Consider the following 17,532-nt stretch of genomic DNA (forward strand, 5'->3'; position numbering starts at 1 on the left):
GGCCAAGAGGGGAGGGGAGAGGAGGGGAGGGAAGACGATGACGGCCGATGAGCGGGCCGGATCAGTCCTTGATCCGCGACCAGCGGCAGAGCCGGCCCTGCAGCGTCTCGAGCACGAGGTTGGCGAGCAGGCCGAGGAGGGCCAGCAGCAGGATGGCGGCAAACATCAGCGGGATCTGGAAATTGTACTGCGCGTTCATGACCTGGAACCCGATGCCGGAGTTCGCGCCGATCATCTCGGCGGCGATCAAGAGCAGGAGGGCCGTGGTGGCGCTGAGGCGCAGGCCGACGAAGATCTGCGGCAGGGAGGCGGGCAGCACGACGCGACGGAACACGGTGAGCCGGCCTGCGCCATAGACACGGGCCATCTCCACGAGCTTTGCATCCACTTGCTTGACCCCGCCGATCGTGGCGAGAAGGATCGGAAACAGCGTGGCCCAGAAGATGACGAAGATCTTCGACGTTTCGCCGAGGCCGAGCAGCAGGATGAAGACCGGATAGAGCGCCAGCGCCGAGGTCTGGCGGAAGAGCTGCAGGATCGGGCCGAGGCTGTGCTCGATGATGCGGATCTGGCCCATGAAGAGACCGAGCGGGATGCCGATGCCGACGGCGGCCCCGAAGGCGATGCCGGAGCGCTGCAGGCTGATGGCGATATCATTGGCAAAGGTTCCGACCGTCACCCCCGTCCACAGGGCCCGGACGATCGCATCGAGCGGCGGCAGCACGGCCGGGTTGGACCAGCCGAGCGCGGGCGCGACCTGCCACAGCACGGCGAAGGCCACGAGCAGTCCGAACCGGGCGGTGACCCGCCGGGCAAACGCGGCAAAGCGCGCCGCCCGGCCGGCCGCGGGCGCGGAACGCACCGCCGGCGTCGGCGCCGGATCGGCAAGCGGCACGGCGGATGCGCGCGCTGCGGAACCGGACCTGTGCGGAGAGGGCGGGCGATGCCAGAAGCGGGGGCCGGCATAGCGCGGCAGGATCACGGGCTGCTGGGTCTCGAGCGTCATGGGGGCATCCCTGTTGCAAGGTGAGAGGTCGGTCGATCGCCCCGGGGTCAAAGGGCCCCCGGGGCACAGAAGGCCCTGGGGTAAAGAGGGCCCGGTAACGAGGGTGGGCGATCGAAAGGCGTGGGGGCGAAGGATCGCCGGAGGCAGGCGCTATTCGGCCGCCGCGGCAAAGGGCAGGCTCCAGCGGGTGTGCGGGAACGGCAGGCCCAGATTGTCGCGCAGCGTGCGGCCCTCATAGGCCGTGCGGAACAGGCCGCGGCGCTGCAGCTCGGGAATGACGAGATCGACGAAGTCGTTGAGGCCGGTCGGCAACCAGGGCGGCAGGATATTGAACCCGTCGGCCCCTTCGTTCTCGAACCAGTCCTGCAGCGTGTCGGCGATGTCGACGGGCGAGCCGACCAATGTGAAGTGGCCGCGCGCCGAGGCGATCCACTGGTAGAGCTGCCGGATGGAAAACTGGTTTTCGTCGGCGATCTGGCGGATCAGCGCCTGGCGGCTCTTCATGCCCTCGGTCGGGGCGACGGGAGGCAGCGGTCCGTCCAGATCGAGGCCGCGCAGATCGAGCTCGCCGCCGGTCAGCGCCTTGATGAGCGCAAGGCCGTCTTCCTCGACGATCAGGCCGGTCAGCCGCTCGTATTTCTCCTGCGCCTCGGCGCGCGTGCGGCCGATGAAGGGCGAGACACCGGGCATGACCAGGATGTGGGCGGGATCGCGCCCGAGGGCTTTCGCCCGCGTCTTGATATCGCGGTAGAACGCCTGGGCGGTCTCCAGCTTCTGGTGGGCCGTGAAGATCACCTCCGCCGTGGAGGCTGCGAGATCGCGCCCGTCTTCGGACTGGCCGGCCTGGACGATGACGGGATGGCCCTGGGGCGATCTCAGCACGTTGAGCGGGCCTTCGACCTTGAAATGCTCGCCGTCATGATCGATGCGGTGCACCTTGTTGACATCGAAATAGACGCCGCTGTCGCGATCGCGGATGAAGGCATCGTCCTCGAAGCTTTCCCACAGCGCCTTGACCACCGCCACGTGCTCGGCCGCGCGGCGATAGCGCGCAGCATGCGGCAGCTGCGTGTCGCGGTTGAAGTTGCGGGCCGCCGCTTCCGTCGCCGTCGTGACGACGTTCCAGCCGGCGCGCCCGTCGGAAATCAGGTCGAGCGAGGCGAACTTGCGGGCGAGCGCATAGGGCTCCTCATAGGTGGTCGACGCGGTGGCAATGAAGCCGAGATGGGTGGTGAAGGGCGCAATCGCGGAAAACAGCGTGACCGGCTCGAAGCCGACGACCCGCGCATTGCCGCCCTCCACGCCGCCGCCGAAGGCGACAGCCAGGCCATCGGCCAGGAAATAGGCGTCGAACAGGCCGCGTTCGGCCGTCTGTGCCAGCTCGATGTGGAACTGGAGATTGGTCGCACCGTCGACCGGCTGGTCGGGATGACGCCAGGCCGCGATATGCTGTCCACCGCCGGGAAGAAAGGCTCCGAGTTTGATCTGCCGTGTCATGACATGTCCTTTCGCGTTGCAATTCCGGCCGCGCCTGGCCGGGTTGAAGCGATTATCAGAGTTCGTCTACAGACTTTATAGAGTATTTTTTTCGAATTCCGGCGGGGAGGGGAACGGAAATTCCCGGCGCAGGTCGTGCGGTAGAACGGGAGCGGCACGCGGGCTGCCCGCGGCGCGCGACGCCGTCTGCAGGGAACGACAGCGATGACGACCGCCCGCCAGCCGCCCGAGATCGCTGCGATCGCCGACATTCACGGACGCGCAGGATGTCGCCGGAGGATACGGTCGGAATGATCCGGGCAGGGTGGATGGCAAAGGGTTACGCAGCAGGCCGGCAGCGAAGCCGTCTTAATGTTTCTGCTACCGCCGTCGCGGGGCGAATGACCGGTGGTTTTGACGGAGACGGAGACGGAAAAGGATTCCGTGTGCGTCCAGCGCATCCATTCCCTGCGGCATGAGGCCGTGCAGTTTATCGATCGGCCTGGCGCGCATCGCGGCCGATTAGGCCCTGTTCGCCTCCCGCGATGCGCTTGCCCCTGGCTGTGGCCAGACCTGGTTGCGGCCATTCGCCTTGGCCGCATAAAGTGCCGCGTCCGCCGCCGCGACCAGCTCCGCGATCTGGCAGCTCTCGGGCGTTGCGGCCGCCACGCCGAAGCTGGCGGACACGATGACGCCGGGCCCGATCGCGGGGTGCGGGATGGCCGCATCCAGAATCGATCGCCGGATTGTCTCCGCGATGCGGCGCGCATCGACGAGATCGGTGTCTGGCAGGAACAGGAGGATCTCCTCGCCTCCGAAGCGCACGGCGAGGCCCCGCGTTCCGCAACGCACCGTCTCGACGCACTGCGCGACCCGTTTCAGGCATTCGTCTCCCGCCGAATGGCCGTAATTGTCGTTGAAGGCCTTGAAGCGATCGAGGTCGAGAAGAACGATCGCAACCGGCTGACGTGCCGCCATCGCGTCTGCCCAGTGCCGATCGGTCGCCTGTTCGAAACAGCGCCTGTTCGCCAGGCCCGTCAAAGGGTCCGACAAGGCCTGAACATTCAGCGTCTCGTTCAAATGCTGGACGCGCAGGTGGAGCAGGAACGACTCGCGCATCGATTTCTCCGCCGCATAGGCGCTGAGGATCGAGACCACGGCGCCGCTGAGACAAAAGAGGATGCTGACCGGCTTGCTCTCAGGCGGGATGATGTTGGTCGTCTCCAGCACCATGAGATAGGCGATGACCTGGAGCGCCACCATGGCGGCGACGAACTGGGTGCGCGGCCGCCCGATCACGCATCCGCACACCATCAGGAGGAGGTTGCCGAACATGTAGTGCGTTCGATAGTCTCCCTCTGTCAAAATGAGGGCGGCGGACAGGCCGACGACCATGGTTGTCGGGATCAGGCCGAGCATCAGGTCGTAATATTCGCTTTTTCGCCAGATGTTCCAGACAATGATCAGGCAGATGGGCGTGACGAGCAGGAACCGGATGACGACATAGGTGTGAAAATACGCACCCGTCCGGACATAGTCGCTGATGATGAACAGGTCGTAGAGAAACACGCCGATCAGCCAGCCGAAGGCGACCAACCGATGCTGCTGCTCCACATTCTGGCTTCGGAACAGCGCCTCGACGTCGGCCGGGAAGGCCAATGGCCAGATAAGGGCATCGAGACGTTCGAGCAACGCTTTCTTTGGCATGGTGCTTTTCATCGATGAGACATTTGCGTGGTTTGATCTAGCACGGATGATCTTAAGGTATTCTAAGTACAAAACCGAGACTTGCCGAGACCGGATCTAAGAGCCTCTACGGCACGGGGCGGGCGTATTCGTCTCAGAGTTCGTTATGACTTACTTTTAACCCTTTCTTTCGCCTTTTGACATTGGCGCACCCATAAAAGGACCGTCGAAGCAGAGCCTCTGCCCTCGTCGCACATCTCGCGGTCTTTTCGACAGGCGAGCCCCGCTTTTGCAGCGCTGCATAATCAGAGTTTTCTCAACGACCGTGTCTGAGCGACGACATCGACCAGGACCGGCGTGAACGGTGCGTGCTGAAGGGATAGCGTCCCCTGCGGCCCGGATGTGAAGGAGATGCCCTCGCCCTCGAACGCTCTGACGACGGACCGGAGAACGTGATCGCGAACCGTGTTGCCGGCAGGTCCCTCCAGTCGGCTGACCGACGAAACGGAGACACCGGCCTTGCAGGCCAGATCCTCGATCGTCCAATCCAGCAAGGCGCGAGCAGCGCGGATATGGGACGCTTTCGGGCATGTCACCGTGTGTTCGGGGCGATCATCTGTACCGGCGCGATCTGCCGGTCGTTCGAAGAGGGCGCCAACACAGCCGCTGATCGTTCCGTCCGAATGGAGGATGGGCGCGGAACGGGCCAGAAACCAGCGATATTCACCGTCTGCACACCGGAGACGGCAATCGACGGCAGGGTCGGCGCCGTTGACGCGCGAGGATGCAGACCATGACCGTGTCCGCTCCACGTCGTCCGGGTGGATGGCATCCAGCCATCCGCGTCCACACGCTTCTGCCTCGGCCTGTCCTGTGAGTTCCGCCCATCCTTCGCTGGAGAGGATGTCGCCATCCGGCGCCATCGTGAATTCCAGCGCTGCGAGCGTTTTGATCCCCGTTTTGCGGCGATGCCAGCCTTCCTCGACGGTTTGGCGGGCGGCATGATGGTCCGTCACGTCCATCATGACGCCGACGGCACGAATGGCACGGCCCTGCGGATCGACGATGACCTCGGCCTTGTTCTGCAGCCAGCGCAACGTCCCATCCGGCCTGATGATCCGGAACTCCCGGTCGATCGCGTGACCCGACAGCAGTGTCTGGTAGATGTCGGAATGAGACGGCCGATCGTCAGGATGCATGATCCGCCAGAGATCCTCACGGCCAAGCGGGATGGTCGGATCGATCCCAAACAGGCGATAGAGACCAACCGACGTGGTCATCGTTCCCGTATCGAAATGCAACGTCCAGAATCCGTTCTGGCCTCGATCCTCGATCAATTTCAGAAAATGCGTGGAGGAGACGCCCTGTAAGGAGGGGAAGCCTCGCGTCCCCCTGTCATCACCGGCCTCTTCGCCATCACCGACCGTGGAAAAGTGCATCAGCCGCGTTGTCGGCATGGCTTGCTCCCTCTCCTAGGTTGTGGCCACGCATGATTGAGTGGTTTTCATTCCGTCATTTCGCATGTCCCGCCAGAAAGCCTTCGTCCGAAAGAATTCCTCTCAGGCCGCTGACGCATTCCAGCAATTTATGAGACTTAAGTTAAACACGATGAAAGCGAAAGGTCGAATACTCCGGATATGCAATCGATGGCCGGAGGAGAACGGATGCCGACTTGCCTCTCGCTCACGGCGTCGTCATGTCCGACGTCCCTCCATGTGCCCGCAGGAGCTCCGGTCGAAACCTTTCGAATACCGTGCTGCCTGAGATGAACGAAACGCACTCCGTGCTGACGATATGCTCGTTTGTGCAGGAAAGTGACACGAGAAATTCCGGTCTTCGCAGAATTGCTGGAGAAACGTCGGCCAAAACTGTCGATATCCAAGATCAGGATCCACCATTGCCCGATGACGAAGTTGAATTCGTCTTGTCCTTGCCTTCGGAAAAATGATTTTTTTGCGGCAATCGTCCAGAGAACATCACGCTCATACGTATCTCATTGGAGAGGTTCATGTCGATATTCCAGAATGCCAAGGTCGGAACCAAAATACTTGTATCTTCGGGAATTGGTGTCCTGTTGATCGCCGGAATGATCGCCAACCAGCAGATCGGCAGCCTGCGGGTCGGGGAGGCAAACCATGTCGTGGAACGCGAGCAGACGATCCTCAACGGCATCGTCAATGCGGAACTGGCGCTGTCGCAGATGCGCTTGTCCTCCCGCGGCATCGCCCTTGCGGGGACGAAAGATGCGGCAGCTCAGGCTTTCTCGGAGGTCAGGGCAAGCTCGGAAGCCGGTCAAACCGGCCTCGAGCAGCCGATTGCCATGGCGATGATTCCGGACGTGCTCATCAAAATCAAAGACGGTCTTAAAAATTATGCAGCTGCCACCGAAAAGCGCTTTACGGCTGTCCAGAGCGCCTTCCAGACGAATGCCGATCGTCAGCTGACGGCGCAGGAGGTTGCGGCGGCCGCAGCCGTTGTTCCCGAAGCCGATATCAAGAAAATTGCCGACGAAATGGCTGTTGCCATCGGCGAGTCGAAAAAGAACGCCACCCGCTTCACGGCCAGCGCGAAGGCGTCTTTGGATGCGACGGTTGCCCAGGCAAATTCCGTGGCGCTTGCGATCGGTCTTGCGATCGTGCTGGTGCTCATTCTCTCTGCCTTCATTCTGATCAGGAGTGTCGGGCGGCCGATCCGCATCATGACACATGCCATGCGGCAGCTCGCAGATGGCCGGACCGACATCGATCTTGCCTATACGGGGCGCAAGGACGAGATCGGAGATATGGCCGGAGCCGTCGAAGTGTTCCGTCAGGCGGCGATCAACAATAAGCGCCTGGAAATGGAAGCGGGCGTTGCACGCGTGCAGGCGGAAACCGATCGCATTCGTCTGACCGCCGACGCGGAGGCGGCTGCGCAGGAGCGCCTTCAGCAGGCGACGTCCGGTCTTGCAGCGGGTCTTCGCCGCCTTGCGTCCGGCGATCTCGGCTTCCAGCTGAACGAGGCCTTCGCACCGGATTTCGAGGCACTGCGTCACGACCTCAACGGGGCGGTCGGACAACTTGCCGAAACGCTGAGCGCCGTGGCAAACGCCAGCCAGCAGATCGACACAGGCACGCGCGAGATCAGCGCCAGCACCGAAGACCTTTCCAAACGCACAGAACAGCAGGCAGCCTCGCTTGAAGAAACGGCTGCCGCTCTCGACCAGATCACGGCCAATGTCGCCAACTCCTCCAAGCGCGCCGAGGAAGCCCGGAAGGTCGCGATGCAGGCCAATGAAAGTGCCGCCCAGTCGGGCAAGGTTGTGGCCAATGCCGTCGATGCGATGCAGAAGATCGAGGCCTCGTCCAACCAGGTGTCGAACATCATCGGCGTGATCGACGAGATTGCCTTCCAGACCAACCTTCTGGCGCTGAATGCAGGTGTCGAGGCTGCCAGGGCAGGCGATGCCGGCAAGGGCTTTGCGGTGGTCGCCCAGGAAGTCCGGGAACTGGCGCAGCGGTCCGCCCAGGCCGCCAAGGAGATCAAGGAACTGATCCGCAGTTCTTCGGTGGAAGTCGCAAGCGGCGTCAAGCTGGTCAGCGACACCGGTGAGGCTCTGAAAACCATCGAGGGCTACATCGTCGCGGTCAACCAGCACATGGACTCGATCGCGACATCGGCGAAAGAACAATCGGTGGGCCTCGCCGAGGTCAACACTGCCGTCAACCAGATGGATCAGGTGACGCAGCAGAACGCGGCCATGGTCGAGGAGAGCAACGCTGCCAGCGCGACGCTCGCGGATGAGGCGGAACGTCTGCGGCAGTTGATCGCGCAGTTCCAGCTCGGTGGCACCCGGCGTCAGACGGCGTCCGTGATGGCTGCAGGCTCCGCCCACGCCCCTGTTGCATCGCCGGCACAACGTCTGGCGGGTAAAGTCGCCAAGGCCTTCTCCGGCAATGCTGCCGTCAAGCAGACATGGGAGGACTTTTGATGAGCGCCTCCCATCTCCCGACGACCGGCACGGGCGAGACGCTGGAGATCATCGCCTTCCGGTTGCACGATCAGGAGTTCTGCGTGCGCACGACAACCATCCGCGAGATTCGCGGATGGGGCCCGGCCACCCCGATCCCGCATGCGCCGGCCGACATGATTGGCGTCATGAACCTGCGTGGCACGGTCATTCCGATCATCGACCTTGCCAACAAGCTGGGAATGAAAAGCACCGAGCCGAACGAACGCAGCGCCATCGTCGTGGCCGAAGTCCATGGCATGGCCATGGGCCTTGTCGTCGATCGGGTCTCCGACATCCTCACGATCTCCGAGCGCTTGCTGCAGCCTGTGCCCGACATCAGTCTGTCCACGGGCATGCGCTTTGCCGACGGCATCATCGCCCAGCCGGACGGAATGATTTGCTTCTTGAACCTTGAACGCATGTTCGAGAAAGCGGAGACCCCTCAGATGGTTGCGGCATAGAGATCTGAGGCGTCGATATCCAAGGCTTGATATCCAAGGAGGCGGCGTTCACGCGCCAGCGCCGTCATCCGCGCGCGAAGATCATGGTCATCGCGGCGCCGGGTTTCGTCACGGGTCGTCATCCGGCAGAAGCCCGGATCGACACGCCCGCCTTCTCGGTGGTGTAAACACTGCTTGGCCGGCACTGGCGCGCGCATCTCGTGGGGATCCATCAGAGACGCGACAGCTTGCCGCCTTGCTGCGGGCGTCACCACGTCTTCCCAAAAGGTCTTTCAAAGCGGCATTGCCGCGCATCGCACCCGCGAAATCGTCGGCTTTGCGTGGGTTTCGGTGGCGTGCCGGGGGAGGGATGGCCTATAGAGCGTGCGACCGGACCATGGCCGCGGCGGACGGGCCAGGGGATGGACCGGGTGGCGCATGGACGAGGTGGCGCATGGACGGGACAAGACGCCTTCTGCAGGGAACGACAGCGATGACGACAGCCAGCCAGCCGAACGAGATCTATGCGATCGCCGACATTCACGGACGCGCGGATCTCCTCGAGGCCCTGCTCGGCTTCATTGCAGGCGAGGCGGCCCGTCATGGCACGAACCCGGTCCTGATCTTCCTCGGCGATCTGATCGACCGCGGGCCGCACAGCCCGAAGGTGCTCGACCAGGTGTGCGCGGCGCTCGATCTTTACCCGGGGTCGCGGCTGATCCTCGGCAATCACGATTTCTATCTGCGCGAGATGCTGCGCGGCACGCTGGCCGCGGAGGATGCGGTCAACTGGCTGGACTGGGGTGGCGTCGCGACGCTCAGCGCCTACTCGCACCGCCCGGTGCCCGATCTCGATGCCATCGCCGCGGAGATCCGCACGACCTTTCCCCATCATGTCGAGCTTCTGGAAACCGCGCTGACCTATAAGGAGATCGGACGCTTCTGCTTCGTGCATGCCGGTATCCGGCCGGGGGTGGAGCTTATCCGGCAGACGGATTACGACCTGCGCTGGATCCGGGCCGGCTTTCTCGATCATACCGAGGTCTTCGGCCACATGGTCCTGCACGGGCATACGATCACGGCCTCGCTGCGGCCGGAAATCCACGTCAACCGCATCGCGCTGGACACCGGTGCCTATCGATCCGGCCGGCTGACCGCCGCCGTGATCCGCGACGACGCACTGTCCCATTTCGTCTCGACCGAGGTGTCCCAAGAGGGCGCGATCCAGGTCGGCACCTGGCGCCCCTGACGGGCGATTGACAGATCCGCTTGCCCGGCCTACATGGGATATGCCACTTGTATATGGCATTGGATATGGCGATGCAGGATCGAAGGATTTTCCCCATGGAACAGGGTGCCGTCTTCCAGAGCAACCGAAGCCAGGCCATCCGACTGCCTAAGGCGGTCGCCCTGCCGGAGGACGTCAAGCGCGTCGATATCGTCGCGCTGGGACGCACCCGCATCATCGCGCCGGCGGGCGAGGTCTGGGACAGCTGGTTCGAAGGCCCGGCCGCGACGGCCGACTTCATGGACGACCGGGACCAGCCGGCGCCGCAGGAGCGCGAGGCCTTTTGATGCTTCGCTACATGCTGGACACGAATATCTGCATCTACACCATCAAGAACCGGCCACCGGCCGTACGGGAGGCGTTCAACCGCCACTCCGGCCAGCTGTGCATCAGCGCGGTGACCCTGATGGAGCTCCTCTACGGGGCGGAGAAATCGGCAAGCCCCGGCTCCAATCTTGCGGTGGTCGAAGGCTTTGCCGCGCGTCTCGACGTGCTGCCCTATGACGACGTGGCGGCCGGCCACACGGGGGAGCTGCGGGCCGAACTCGCCCGCGCGGGAACGCCGATCGGCCCCTACGACCAGCTGATTGCCGGCCATGCCCGCTCCCGCGGCCTCATCGTCGTCACCAACAACCGGCGCGAATTCGACCGGGTGCCCGGCCTGCGGGTCGAGGACTGGACCGGATAGGCGGCTTCGGCCACCTCGGCGAGAGCCCGCCCCCTTTTCCGGCCCGGTCCCCGGCCTTTTCCCTGCGCCCGTTCCCCTTTTCGTGTTGCCTGGGCCCGCGCCTGCGGCCTGTCCGTCGTGCTCTGTCCGTCGTGCTCTGTCAGTGCGCGCCTTGTCAGTGCGCGCTCTCTCAGTGCACGGCAGGCTGCGGATCGCCTGCGATGGAGACGAGCAGGGCGCCGTCGGAAAAGACGCGCGCGATCGCGCGGGCGGCGTCGTCCGGCGTGACCGCGGCGATCGACCGGTTGCGCTGGTCAAGCCAGGAGAGGTCGCGCTTCTCCGCCTTCAGCGACAGGAGGAGGGCGGCAATGGCGGTCGAGGAATCGAACCGGAGCGCATACGCGCCGATCAGGTGGCGCTTGGCGCGGTCCAGCTCGTCCGGGCCGATCTTCTCCCGTAAGAGAAGGTCGAGCTCGGCGCGGATCACGCCGAGCGCATCGGCGACGCGATCATTGCGGGTGGATGTCGAGCCGAGGACGGTCGAGGCGCTCTGGGTGGTGTGGAGGTAGGAACGGACCGAATAGCAGAGGCCGCGGCGCACGCGCAGCTCCTTGAACAGCCGCGACGTCATGGTCGTGCCGCAGAAGCAGTGATTGGCGACAACCGCGGCCATGGCGTCGGGATCGTCCGCCGGAAGGCCGGGTCGGCCGAAGGCGATGGAGGATTGCGGTCCCTCGATCCGGGAGGTGATCGTCTCCCCGAGGCCTTCGAGGCGCGTCTGCGGGCTTGGCGGGGGAGCGCCGGTCGGCAGGCTGTCGAACATGCGATCGAGCGCCCCGCCGAGCGTGACGGCGTCGATATCCCCGACGACGGTGATATCGAGACCGTCGCGGGTGATCGTCTCGCGGTACTGGGCGACGATGTCGTCCCGGCCGATCGCGGCGATGGAGGCCGGCGTGCCGGAGACCGGCCGGGCATTGGGGTGGCCGGCAAAGCCGCGCGCCCAGAAGGCGAGCGTCGCGACGTGATCGGGCTGGCTTGCCCGGACGCGCAGATCGGCCAGCACCGCCGCGCGCGCCCGTTCGATCGCCGCCTCGGTCAGGAGCGCCTCCTTGAGGGCAAGGCCGAGCAGGTCGAAGGCCCGGTCGGCATTGCGCGTCAGGGTCTTCAGCGTGCCGGACAGCCGCTCGTGCTCGATCGTGAAGGACAGGGAAACCGCGTGATCGGCCAGGGCCTGGTGAAAGGCGAGGCCATCGAGGCTGCCCGCGCCATCCTTCAAGAGGCGGCCGAGCAGCCGGCCGGTCCCCTCCCGTCCGTCCGCGTCGCGCGCGCTGCCGCCGCGAAAGCTGAAGGCGATGGAGACGAGCGGATGGGTGTGGTCCTCCAGCAGCCAGGCAGCGTGCCCGCCCGGGCTCCGGATGGCCTCGACCCGCGTCGCGAGCGAGAGGGACGGAAGCGGCTGTTCGATATGGATCGTCATGATAAGTCCCTTGACCTCGGGGTTGGCGCTGTCCTGCCGGGGCGAGACGGCGTCCGTGGGGATCGTCGTGGAAAGGAAACGGCGCCGGGTGCGGGCCCAGGGTTGGCCCAGGCTAGGCCCAGGCTAGGCCCAAGTCAGCCCAGGCCCAAGCTAGGCCCCGGGCGCCGTGAGCGGGCCGTCAGCCGGCGTGTGGCGCGCCGGTCAGATGGCCGGAAAGGCCGGTCTGCCGATCGAGCATGCCGGCCACGCGCCTGAGATCGTCGTTCGTGACGGCCTCGATCCGCGCCGGCCAGGTCGCGACGGTGGAAAACGGCAGGCCGATGCTCAGGACCAGCCCGTAGATATAGGCGAGCGTCGCATGGCTGTCCCGGTCGAAGATCGCCCGCGTCACGAGCTGCATCTTGGCGCGCGCGATGTCGTCCTGCGAAAAGCCGTCCGTCTGGACCGTGGCGATCACGTCGTCCACCGCCGCGTCGAGGCTTTCCAGCGAAACGCCGGATGCCGGCGACGCGTCGATATTGAACAGCGTGCGGTTGCGAAAGACGGTTCCCCAGTAGCCGGCGCTCATGGCGGTGGCCTGCCGGGTTTCGAGCACGAGGCGCCGGTGCAGGAGGGAGGTTTCCTCGCCGCCGAGAAGGCAGGCAAGCACCTCGAGCGCTGCGGCGTCCGCATGGTCGGCCGCCGCGATCGACGGCACGACATGCGCCTTCTTCAGGAGCGGCTGGCGGACGGTCGGGTCCGACAGGGTGAGCACGGTCCGTGTGCGCGCGGGCGGATCGGAGACCACAAGGCGATCGAGCGCCGCCCCCGTCGGCCGCACCGCGCCATAGATCCTGTCGGCAAGGTCGAGCACGGCCTGCGGCTCGATATCGCCGGCGACGACGAGAATGGCGTTTTCCGGCGTGTAGAAGCGCCGGTAATAGGCCGTGGCGTCGTCGAGGTTGAGCGTCTCGATCTCGTGCCGCCAGCCGATGATGGGGCGGCCGCACGGATGGGACGGAAAGGCGGCGGCATGAAGCGCCTCGCGAAGCAGCTCCGGCGGGCGGGAATCGGCGATCATGCCGCGCTCGGACAGGACCACGTCGCGCTCCATCGCCAGCACGGGGGCACTCAGCAGGAGGTTGGTCATCCTGTCGGCCTCGTAGATCATGCAGGTTTCCAGGGCCTCCTTCGGCACGCGCTGGACATAGTGGGTGAATTCCCAGCTGGTGGACGCATTTTCATTGCCGCCGACCGAGGACAGGAGATCGCTGAAATGGCCGTGACCATAGCGTTCCGTGCCCTTGAACATCAGGTGCTCGAGAAAATGGGCGATCCCGGATTTGCCCAGGGGGTCGTCGGTCGCGCCGTTGCGGTACCAGACCATATGCGCGACGATCGGGCTGCGCCTGTCCGGCACGAGAACCACATCCATGCCGTTGGCGAGTTTCGACAGCACGGGCTGGTCCCTGTCCGCGCCGAGCGGCCCGAGGGAGGGAGCCTGACGCGACGTCAGCCGCGCGGACGGCCGCCGGATGGCGCCGGGCACGAAGGACTGGGTGGGGTGAAGGGTCATGACGCTCTCTCTTTTCCGTCGCCGGCCCATCCGTCGGGAGGTGCCACGATCGTTGCGTTGGTCGGTCGGAGGTCGACGGGCTCGCATCGACGCTTCCAGCGTGGGGCAGGTGGACGGGTGGCAGCGGAGCCCACAGGGCGCGGCTGCCTCCGCGAGGTCTTGCAGGCCGGCCGACGACCGTTGGCAGGCGCGCATGATGGTTCTCGGCAGGTCTGGAAGACCGCCTTTGGCAGCCCGAAAGACCGCCTTTGGCAGGCTCTGGAGACCACCCTTGTGGGAGACCACCCCTTCCCGGGGGGGCGGGGCGGTCTCTCCGCAGCTCCGTCACAGGTTTGGCGACGGGGCCGTCATCTGTCCGTTCACCGTCGGTCGCGGGGTTCGCCATGACTTCGACACGGCTCCCCCGACGACGTCCGGCGCCCGGTTATTTCTTGATGAAGTTCAGGGCGATCTTCTGTGTCATCGGCTGTCCGCCCGGCAATTTCGGATAGGGCGCGGCCCGGTAGACGGTCGCCAGGGCCTCGCGATCGAGGATCGGCGATCCCGAGGACATGGTGATCCGGGCGGCCGTGACCGACCCGTCCGGGGCAAAGGTCACCGAGATCGTCGCAGCGCCATAGTCCTCGCCGCGCGCTTCCTTCGGAAACCGCTTGGCCCGCAGGATGCGGCTGCGCACCTTGGCGATCCAGTTGTCGATCATCGACGCGCTGGCCCCTTTGCCGCCGGTGGTCGGCGCGGCGCTGGTCTCGCCGGTCTGCACGTTCGAGACCGGCCCGCCGCCGAGCTTGGACGCCACCTGCGGCGGCCGTTCGGCCTTCTTGGGCTTCACCTTTTCCCGAACCTTTTTCGGCGTCTCGGGCTTCGGCTTGATCTCTTCGCGCTTCTGCTCGGGCGGCTTGACGTCCGGGGGCTTCACCTCTGGCGGCTTTACCTCCGGCGGCTTTACCTCCGGCGGGGTGGGCGGCAGCACGGCATCGGGCCGGACTTCCGGCGGCGGCGGCGGAAGGTCGGGCAGAACCTCCGGTTCTGGCTCCGGCGGGGGTGGCGGCGGCTCCGGTGCCTCCGCCGTCTCCTCGACCTGCGGTTCCGTTTCGGCGGATTCCGGACCGTCGGCGGCGTTGTCGGTCGTGGAAATCGTCGTGACGGGGATCGGCGCGAGGTTGATCATGATGGCCGTGGCCGGGAGTTCCTCGACCTTGGGAACCGGCTCGGTCCGGGTGAGCGCCAGAAACACGCCGACATGCAGGCCGAGCGTGATCGCGGCCGCGATCGTCCAGGTCAGCAGTCGCAGACCCAGCCCCGGCTCGCCGGGCAGGGCCGGGATCGTCGCGTCGGGCGCAATCTGGAAGGCGCGTGGGGGTGGGTGAAACATCATTGCCCCCCGCTGCCTACATCCTCAAGCCCGACGAGCCCGACCTTCAGGTAGCCCGCCGTCCGCAGGAGGTTCATCACCTGCATCAGTTCGCCATAGGGGACGCCCTTGTCGGCCCGCAGGAAGATCCGCTCTTCCTTGTTGCCATGCGTCGCCTCGTCGAGCGCCGGGCCGAGCCCGTCGCGCGCGACCGTGTTTTCGCCCAGCGCGACCGCGAGATCGGACTTGACGCTCACGAAGAGCGGCTTGTCGGGGCGCGGCTGCTGCGGCGCCGTGGAAACCGGCAGCTCGACCGGCACATCGACCGTGGAGAGCGGGGCCGCGACCATGAAGATGATCAGCAGGACCAGGATCACGTCGATGAAGGGCGTGATGTTGATGTCGGCGTTTTCCGCAAGATCGCCTGCGTCCTCGCCTCCGATGCGAACGGCCATGATCCTGCTCCTACTCGGCCGCGACGCGCAGGGCGCCGGACTTGGGGGTGGCCATGCCGTACTCCTGGCCGATCTCGTGGCTCAGCTCCTGGCTCAATTCCTGGCGATCGAGATCGCGGGACAGGTGGCGCATGATGAGCGCGACGACATCGCCCGACATCACCCGGTAGGAGCCGATGGACCGGCTCAGCGCGTTGTAGATGATGACGGCGGGGATGGCGGCGACAAGGCCGATGGCGGTCGCCAGCAGCGCCTCGGCGATGCCGGGAGCAACGACCGCGAGGTTGGTCGTGTTGGAATTCGCGATCCCGATGAAGCTGCGCATGATGCCCCAGACGGTGCCGAAGAGGCCGACGAACGGGCCGACGGATCCGATGCTGGCGAGCAGGCCCGTACCGATCGCCATCCGCCGGCTGATCGCCGTTTCCAGGCGGCTGAGGGCGATGTGGACGCGCTCCTTGATGCCTTCGCTCGGAAGACCGCGCGATTGCGCCGTTTCGTCGGCGGCCTCGTGGAGCAGGCGCGCGGCCGCGCCGCCCTTCACGCTCGCGCCGGCTTCCGCCAGGCTGCCGGAGGCGCGGATGGTGCGGATGGCCGTCTTCATGCGGCGCTTCGCAAAGACGAGGACGGACACCTTCATGAAGAGGATCGTCCATGTCATGACCGAGGCTGCGGCGAGAAGGATCATCACGCCCTTCACGACCGGGTCGGCGGCATAGAACATGCCGAGCGGCGTCATGTCGTGCTCCGCCGCCGGGATCGCGGCGATGGCGGCGCCGATCGTCGGTGCGGCCGGCGCGGCCACGGGGCTTGGTCCTGCGAGCGTGTTTGTCAGCGTGTTTGCAGCCGGGCTCTCGAGGGCGGCGGCTGCGGGGCCGGTCAGAGGCGCCATCGCAGGCGCGGCGCCCGCATCGGCGGCCGGGGGCAGCGACGCTGCAGGCGGGTTGGATGCCGGAGGTGTCGTCGCCAATGCCGGCGCGGAAGCAGGCTCGGCCGGGACGTCAGCGGACGTTGCGGCAGAAGAGACCGGTGTTAAAACCGGGGCGGACGGCCGGGCGGACCGCTGGGATGCGGCGGCCGGCACGACCGCCGTCGCCGGCAGGGGGCTTTGCGCGGCCGACGGGGCCAAAGTCGGGGTCGACGTCGGGGCCAAGGCCGAAGAGGGGGATATGGCTGGGGCCGGGGCTGGGGCCAGGGCTGGCGCAGGGGCGGGCTGGGATGTCGTCTGGGCGCCGGCTGGCGACAGCGTGGCCGCGCCGATCAGAAGCGCCAGGGTGGCCGCGGCGATGCGGACGGCCGAAGATCCGGACCCTGTCTGCCGATCTGCCCTGTCTTGTAAATTGGTCATCGCATTACCCCTCTGTTTTTGTGGTTTTCTCTGCTCTCGCTGTGTCTGTGGGATGAGATGCAAAAACTGTCAGCGGTGGCGCGGATTTTTTTGCAAAGGGATCGGAGACGACGCCTCCGGACGCGATGCGCCGGCAGCATCTGTCCATGCTGCCGGCGCGGGTCTGCTCGGGTCGGGGTTGCTCGGGCCGGGCCGGGCCGAGTAGGGTCCGGCCGCTGCGCGCTTCCGGGCGACCGCCGCCGCGCGGGTGTGGGAGGGTGTCAGACGAGGAGGAAATAGTCCGACATATGCGCTGCATCGAGGATCTTGCCCGCCACCAGAACCGTGACATGCGTGTCCACGAGCGTGATGAGCGTGCCTGCGTCCGTGGTGGTGAAGGTGAAAGAGTCCGCCTGATAGGTGCCGGGTCCCCCATTGTCGAAGAGGATCTTGTCGATGCCGATCTCGAAATCGCCGATCGTCGCGGCGCCGGCGCTCGTTCCGAAGACGAAGGTATCCTTGCCGCTGCCGCCGAAGAGCGTGTCGTTTCCGCCGCCGCCTTCCAGGCGATCGTCACCGGCGCCGCCCTTGAGGATATTGGCCGCTCCGTTCCCCGTCAGCGTATCGTTGAAGGCTGATCCGGTAAGGTTCTCGATCGAGCTGTAGGTGTCGCCCTTGGCATAGCCGGTGTTGAGCGCGACATTCGAGAAATTGGCCACGACGCCCGCCGTGGCATCGGCATAGCTCGCCGTGTCGCTGCCGCCGCCGCCATAGAGCTTGTCGGCGCCTGCGCCGCCGGTCAGCACGTTG

General features: G+C 65.6%; 15 protein-coding genes and 1 pseudogene. 5 read left to right on the forward strand and 11 right to left on the reverse strand.

Going from position 1 to position 17,532, the window contains the following annotated elements; all coding sequences use genetic code 11:
• Positions 1-61: 61 nt before the first annotated feature.
• The 4 genes from ASG03_RS14355 to ASG03_RS14370 all read right to left on the reverse strand — a co-directional run bounded on the left by ASG03_RS14355 (position 62) and on the right by ASG03_RS14370 (position 5,625).
• Complete coding sequence (locus ASG03_RS14355) at positions 62-1,006, reverse strand: ABC transporter permease (protein WP_244475268.1); 945 nt, start codon at positions 1,004-1,006, stop codon at positions 62-64.
• Positions 1,007-1,156: 150 nt separating this feature from the next.
• Positions 1,157-2,503 (reverse strand): LLM class flavin-dependent oxidoreductase, encoded by a 1,347-nt coding sequence (locus tag ASG03_RS14360; RefSeq protein WP_062694089.1) that lies wholly within the window; start codon positions 2,501-2,503, stop codon positions 1,157-1,159.
• Positions 2,504-3,004: 501 nt separating this feature from the next.
• Complete coding sequence (locus tag ASG03_RS14365; RefSeq protein ID WP_062694090.1) at positions 3,005-4,189, reverse strand: GGDEF domain-containing protein; 1,185 nt, start codon at positions 4,187-4,189, stop codon at positions 3,005-3,007.
• A gap of 284 nt (positions 4,190-4,473) precedes the next feature.
• Positions 4,474-5,625, reverse strand: a complete 1,152-nt coding sequence (locus tag ASG03_RS14370; protein WP_062694091.1) for a PAS domain-containing protein — start codon at positions 5,623-5,625, stop codon at positions 4,474-4,476.
• Between the two features lie 551 nt (positions 5,626-6,176).
• Here ASG03_RS14370 and ASG03_RS14375 point away from each other — a divergent pair.
• On the forward strand, positions 6,177-8,138 hold the full coding sequence (locus tag ASG03_RS14375; RefSeq protein WP_062694092.1) for a methyl-accepting chemotaxis protein: 1,962 nt from the start codon (positions 6,177-6,179) through the stop codon (positions 8,136-8,138).
• Positions 8,138-8,620 carry a chemotaxis protein CheW gene (locus tag ASG03_RS14380; protein ID WP_062694093.1) on the forward strand — a complete coding sequence of 161 codons (483 nt, stop codon included), beginning with the start codon at positions 8,138-8,140 and terminating at the stop codon, positions 8,618-8,620. The genes ASG03_RS14375 and ASG03_RS14380 overlap by 1 nt, the downstream gene beginning before the upstream one ends.
• Before the next feature lie 14 nt (positions 8,621-8,634).
• On the opposite strand, the pseudogene ASG03_RS22055 reads toward ASG03_RS14380, so the two are convergent.
• Positions 8,635-8,923: pseudogene (locus ASG03_RS22055) on the reverse strand (hypothetical protein); the annotation flags it as partial.
• Positions 8,924-9,053: 130 nt separating this feature from the next.
• On the opposite strand from ASG03_RS22055, the gene ASG03_RS14385 reads away from it, so the two are divergent.
• From ASG03_RS14385 to vapC, 3 genes are all read left to right on the forward strand, one after another.
• A complete protein-coding gene (locus ASG03_RS14385; RefSeq protein WP_244475269.1) occupies positions 9,054-9,848 on the forward strand; it encodes a metallophosphoesterase in 795 nt (264 codons plus the stop codon).
• 95 nt (positions 9,849-9,943) lie between these two features.
• Positions 9,944-10,174: a type II toxin-antitoxin system VapB family antitoxin gene (gene vapB, locus ASG03_RS14390; RefSeq protein ID WP_062473013.1), complete on the forward strand. Its 231-nt coding sequence runs from the start codon at positions 9,944-9,946 to the stop codon at positions 10,172-10,174.
• Positions 10,174-10,575 (forward strand): type II toxin-antitoxin system tRNA(fMet)-specific endonuclease VapC, encoded by a 402-nt coding sequence (gene vapC / locus ASG03_RS14395; RefSeq protein ID WP_062694094.1) that lies wholly within the window; start codon positions 10,174-10,176, stop codon positions 10,573-10,575. The genes vapB and vapC overlap by 1 nt, the downstream gene beginning before the upstream one ends.
• 169 nt (positions 10,576-10,744) lie before the next feature.
• Here the strand turns inward: vapC and ASG03_RS14400 are convergent, their stop codons facing one another.
• The 6 genes from ASG03_RS14400 to ASG03_RS21150 all read right to left on the reverse strand — a co-directional run.
• Positions 10,745-12,034, reverse strand: coding sequence for a M16 family metallopeptidase (locus ASG03_RS14400; protein WP_062694095.1), 1,290 nt, complete (start codon positions 12,032-12,034; stop codon positions 10,745-10,747).
• Positions 12,035-12,212: 178 nt separating this feature from the next.
• Positions 12,213-13,589, reverse strand: coding sequence for a M16 family metallopeptidase (locus tag ASG03_RS14405; protein ID WP_244475270.1), 1,377 nt, complete (start codon positions 13,587-13,589; stop codon positions 12,213-12,215).
• 424 nt (positions 13,590-14,013) lie between these two features.
• Positions 14,014-14,964, reverse strand: a complete 951-nt coding sequence (locus tag ASG03_RS14410; protein WP_062694096.1) for a TonB family protein — start codon at positions 14,962-14,964, stop codon at positions 14,014-14,016.
• Entirely contained in the window at positions 14,961-15,395 is a 435-nt protein-coding gene (gene exbD, locus ASG03_RS14415; RefSeq protein WP_062694097.1) for a TonB system transport protein ExbD, read from the reverse strand. The genes ASG03_RS14410 and exbD overlap by 4 nt, the downstream gene beginning before the upstream one ends.
• Positions 15,396-15,405: 10 nt before the next feature.
• Entirely contained in the window at positions 15,406-16,287 is an 882-nt protein-coding gene (gene exbB, locus ASG03_RS21145; protein WP_244475271.1) for a tonB-system energizer ExbB, read from the reverse strand.
• Between the two features lie 716 nt (positions 16,288-17,003).
• Positions 17,004-17,532, reverse strand: a 529-nt coding sequence (locus ASG03_RS21150; RefSeq protein ID WP_443216616.1) for a calcium-binding protein, incomplete at its 5' end; no start/stop codon positions are given.

The sequence above is a fragment of the Rhizobium sp. Leaf341 genome (assembly GCF_001424325.1).
In the GTDB taxonomy this organism is placed as follows: domain Bacteria; phylum Pseudomonadota; class Alphaproteobacteria; order Rhizobiales; family Rhizobiaceae; genus Ferranicluibacter.

Excerpts from the sequence above, each read along its gene's own strand:
- ASG03_RS14355 (WP_244475268.1), bottom strand. The coding sequence starts at position 1,006 with ATGACGCTCGAGACCCAGCAGCCCGTGATCCTGCCGCGCTATGCCGGC.
- ASG03_RS14360 (WP_062694089.1), bottom strand. The coding sequence starts at position 2,503 with ATGACACGGCAGATCAAACTCGGAGCCTTTCTTCCCGGCGGTGGACAG.
- ASG03_RS14365 (WP_062694090.1), bottom strand. The coding sequence starts at position 4,189 with ATGCCAAAGAAAGCGTTGCTCGAACGTCTCGATGCCCTTATCTGGCCA.
- ASG03_RS14370 (WP_062694091.1), bottom strand. The coding sequence starts at position 5,625 with ATGCCGACAACGCGGCTGATGCACTTTTCCACGGTCGGTGATGGCGAA.
- ASG03_RS14375 (WP_062694092.1), top strand. The coding sequence starts at position 6,177 with ATGTCGATATTCCAGAATGCCAAGGTCGGAACCAAAATACTTGTATCT.
- ASG03_RS14380 (WP_062694093.1), top strand. The coding sequence starts at position 8,138 with ATGAGCGCCTCCCATCTCCCGACGACCGGCACGGGCGAGACGCTGGAG.
- ASG03_RS14385 (WP_244475269.1), top strand. The coding sequence starts at position 9,054 with ATGGACGGGACAAGACGCCTTCTGCAGGGAACGACAGCGATGACGACA.
- vapB (WP_062473013.1), top strand. The coding sequence starts at position 9,944 with ATGGAACAGGGTGCCGTCTTCCAGAGCAACCGAAGCCAGGCCATCCGA.
- vapC (WP_062694094.1), top strand. The coding sequence starts at position 10,174 with ATGCTTCGCTACATGCTGGACACGAATATCTGCATCTACACCATCAAG.
- ASG03_RS14400 (WP_062694095.1), bottom strand. The coding sequence starts at position 12,034 with ATGACGATCCATATCGAACAGCCGCTTCCGTCCCTCTCGCTCGCGACG.
- ASG03_RS14405 (WP_244475270.1), bottom strand. The coding sequence starts at position 13,589 with ATGACCCTTCACCCCACCCAGTCCTTCGTGCCCGGCGCCATCCGGCGG.
- ASG03_RS14410 (WP_062694096.1), bottom strand. The coding sequence starts at position 14,964 with ATGATGTTTCACCCACCCCCACGCGCCTTCCAGATTGCGCCCGACGCG.
- exbD (WP_062694097.1), bottom strand. The coding sequence starts at position 15,395 with ATGGCCGTTCGCATCGGAGGCGAGGACGCAGGCGATCTTGCGGAAAAC.
- exbB (WP_244475271.1), bottom strand. The coding sequence starts at position 16,287 with ATGGCGCCTCTGACCGGCCCCGCAGCCGCCGCCCTCGAGAGCCCGGCT.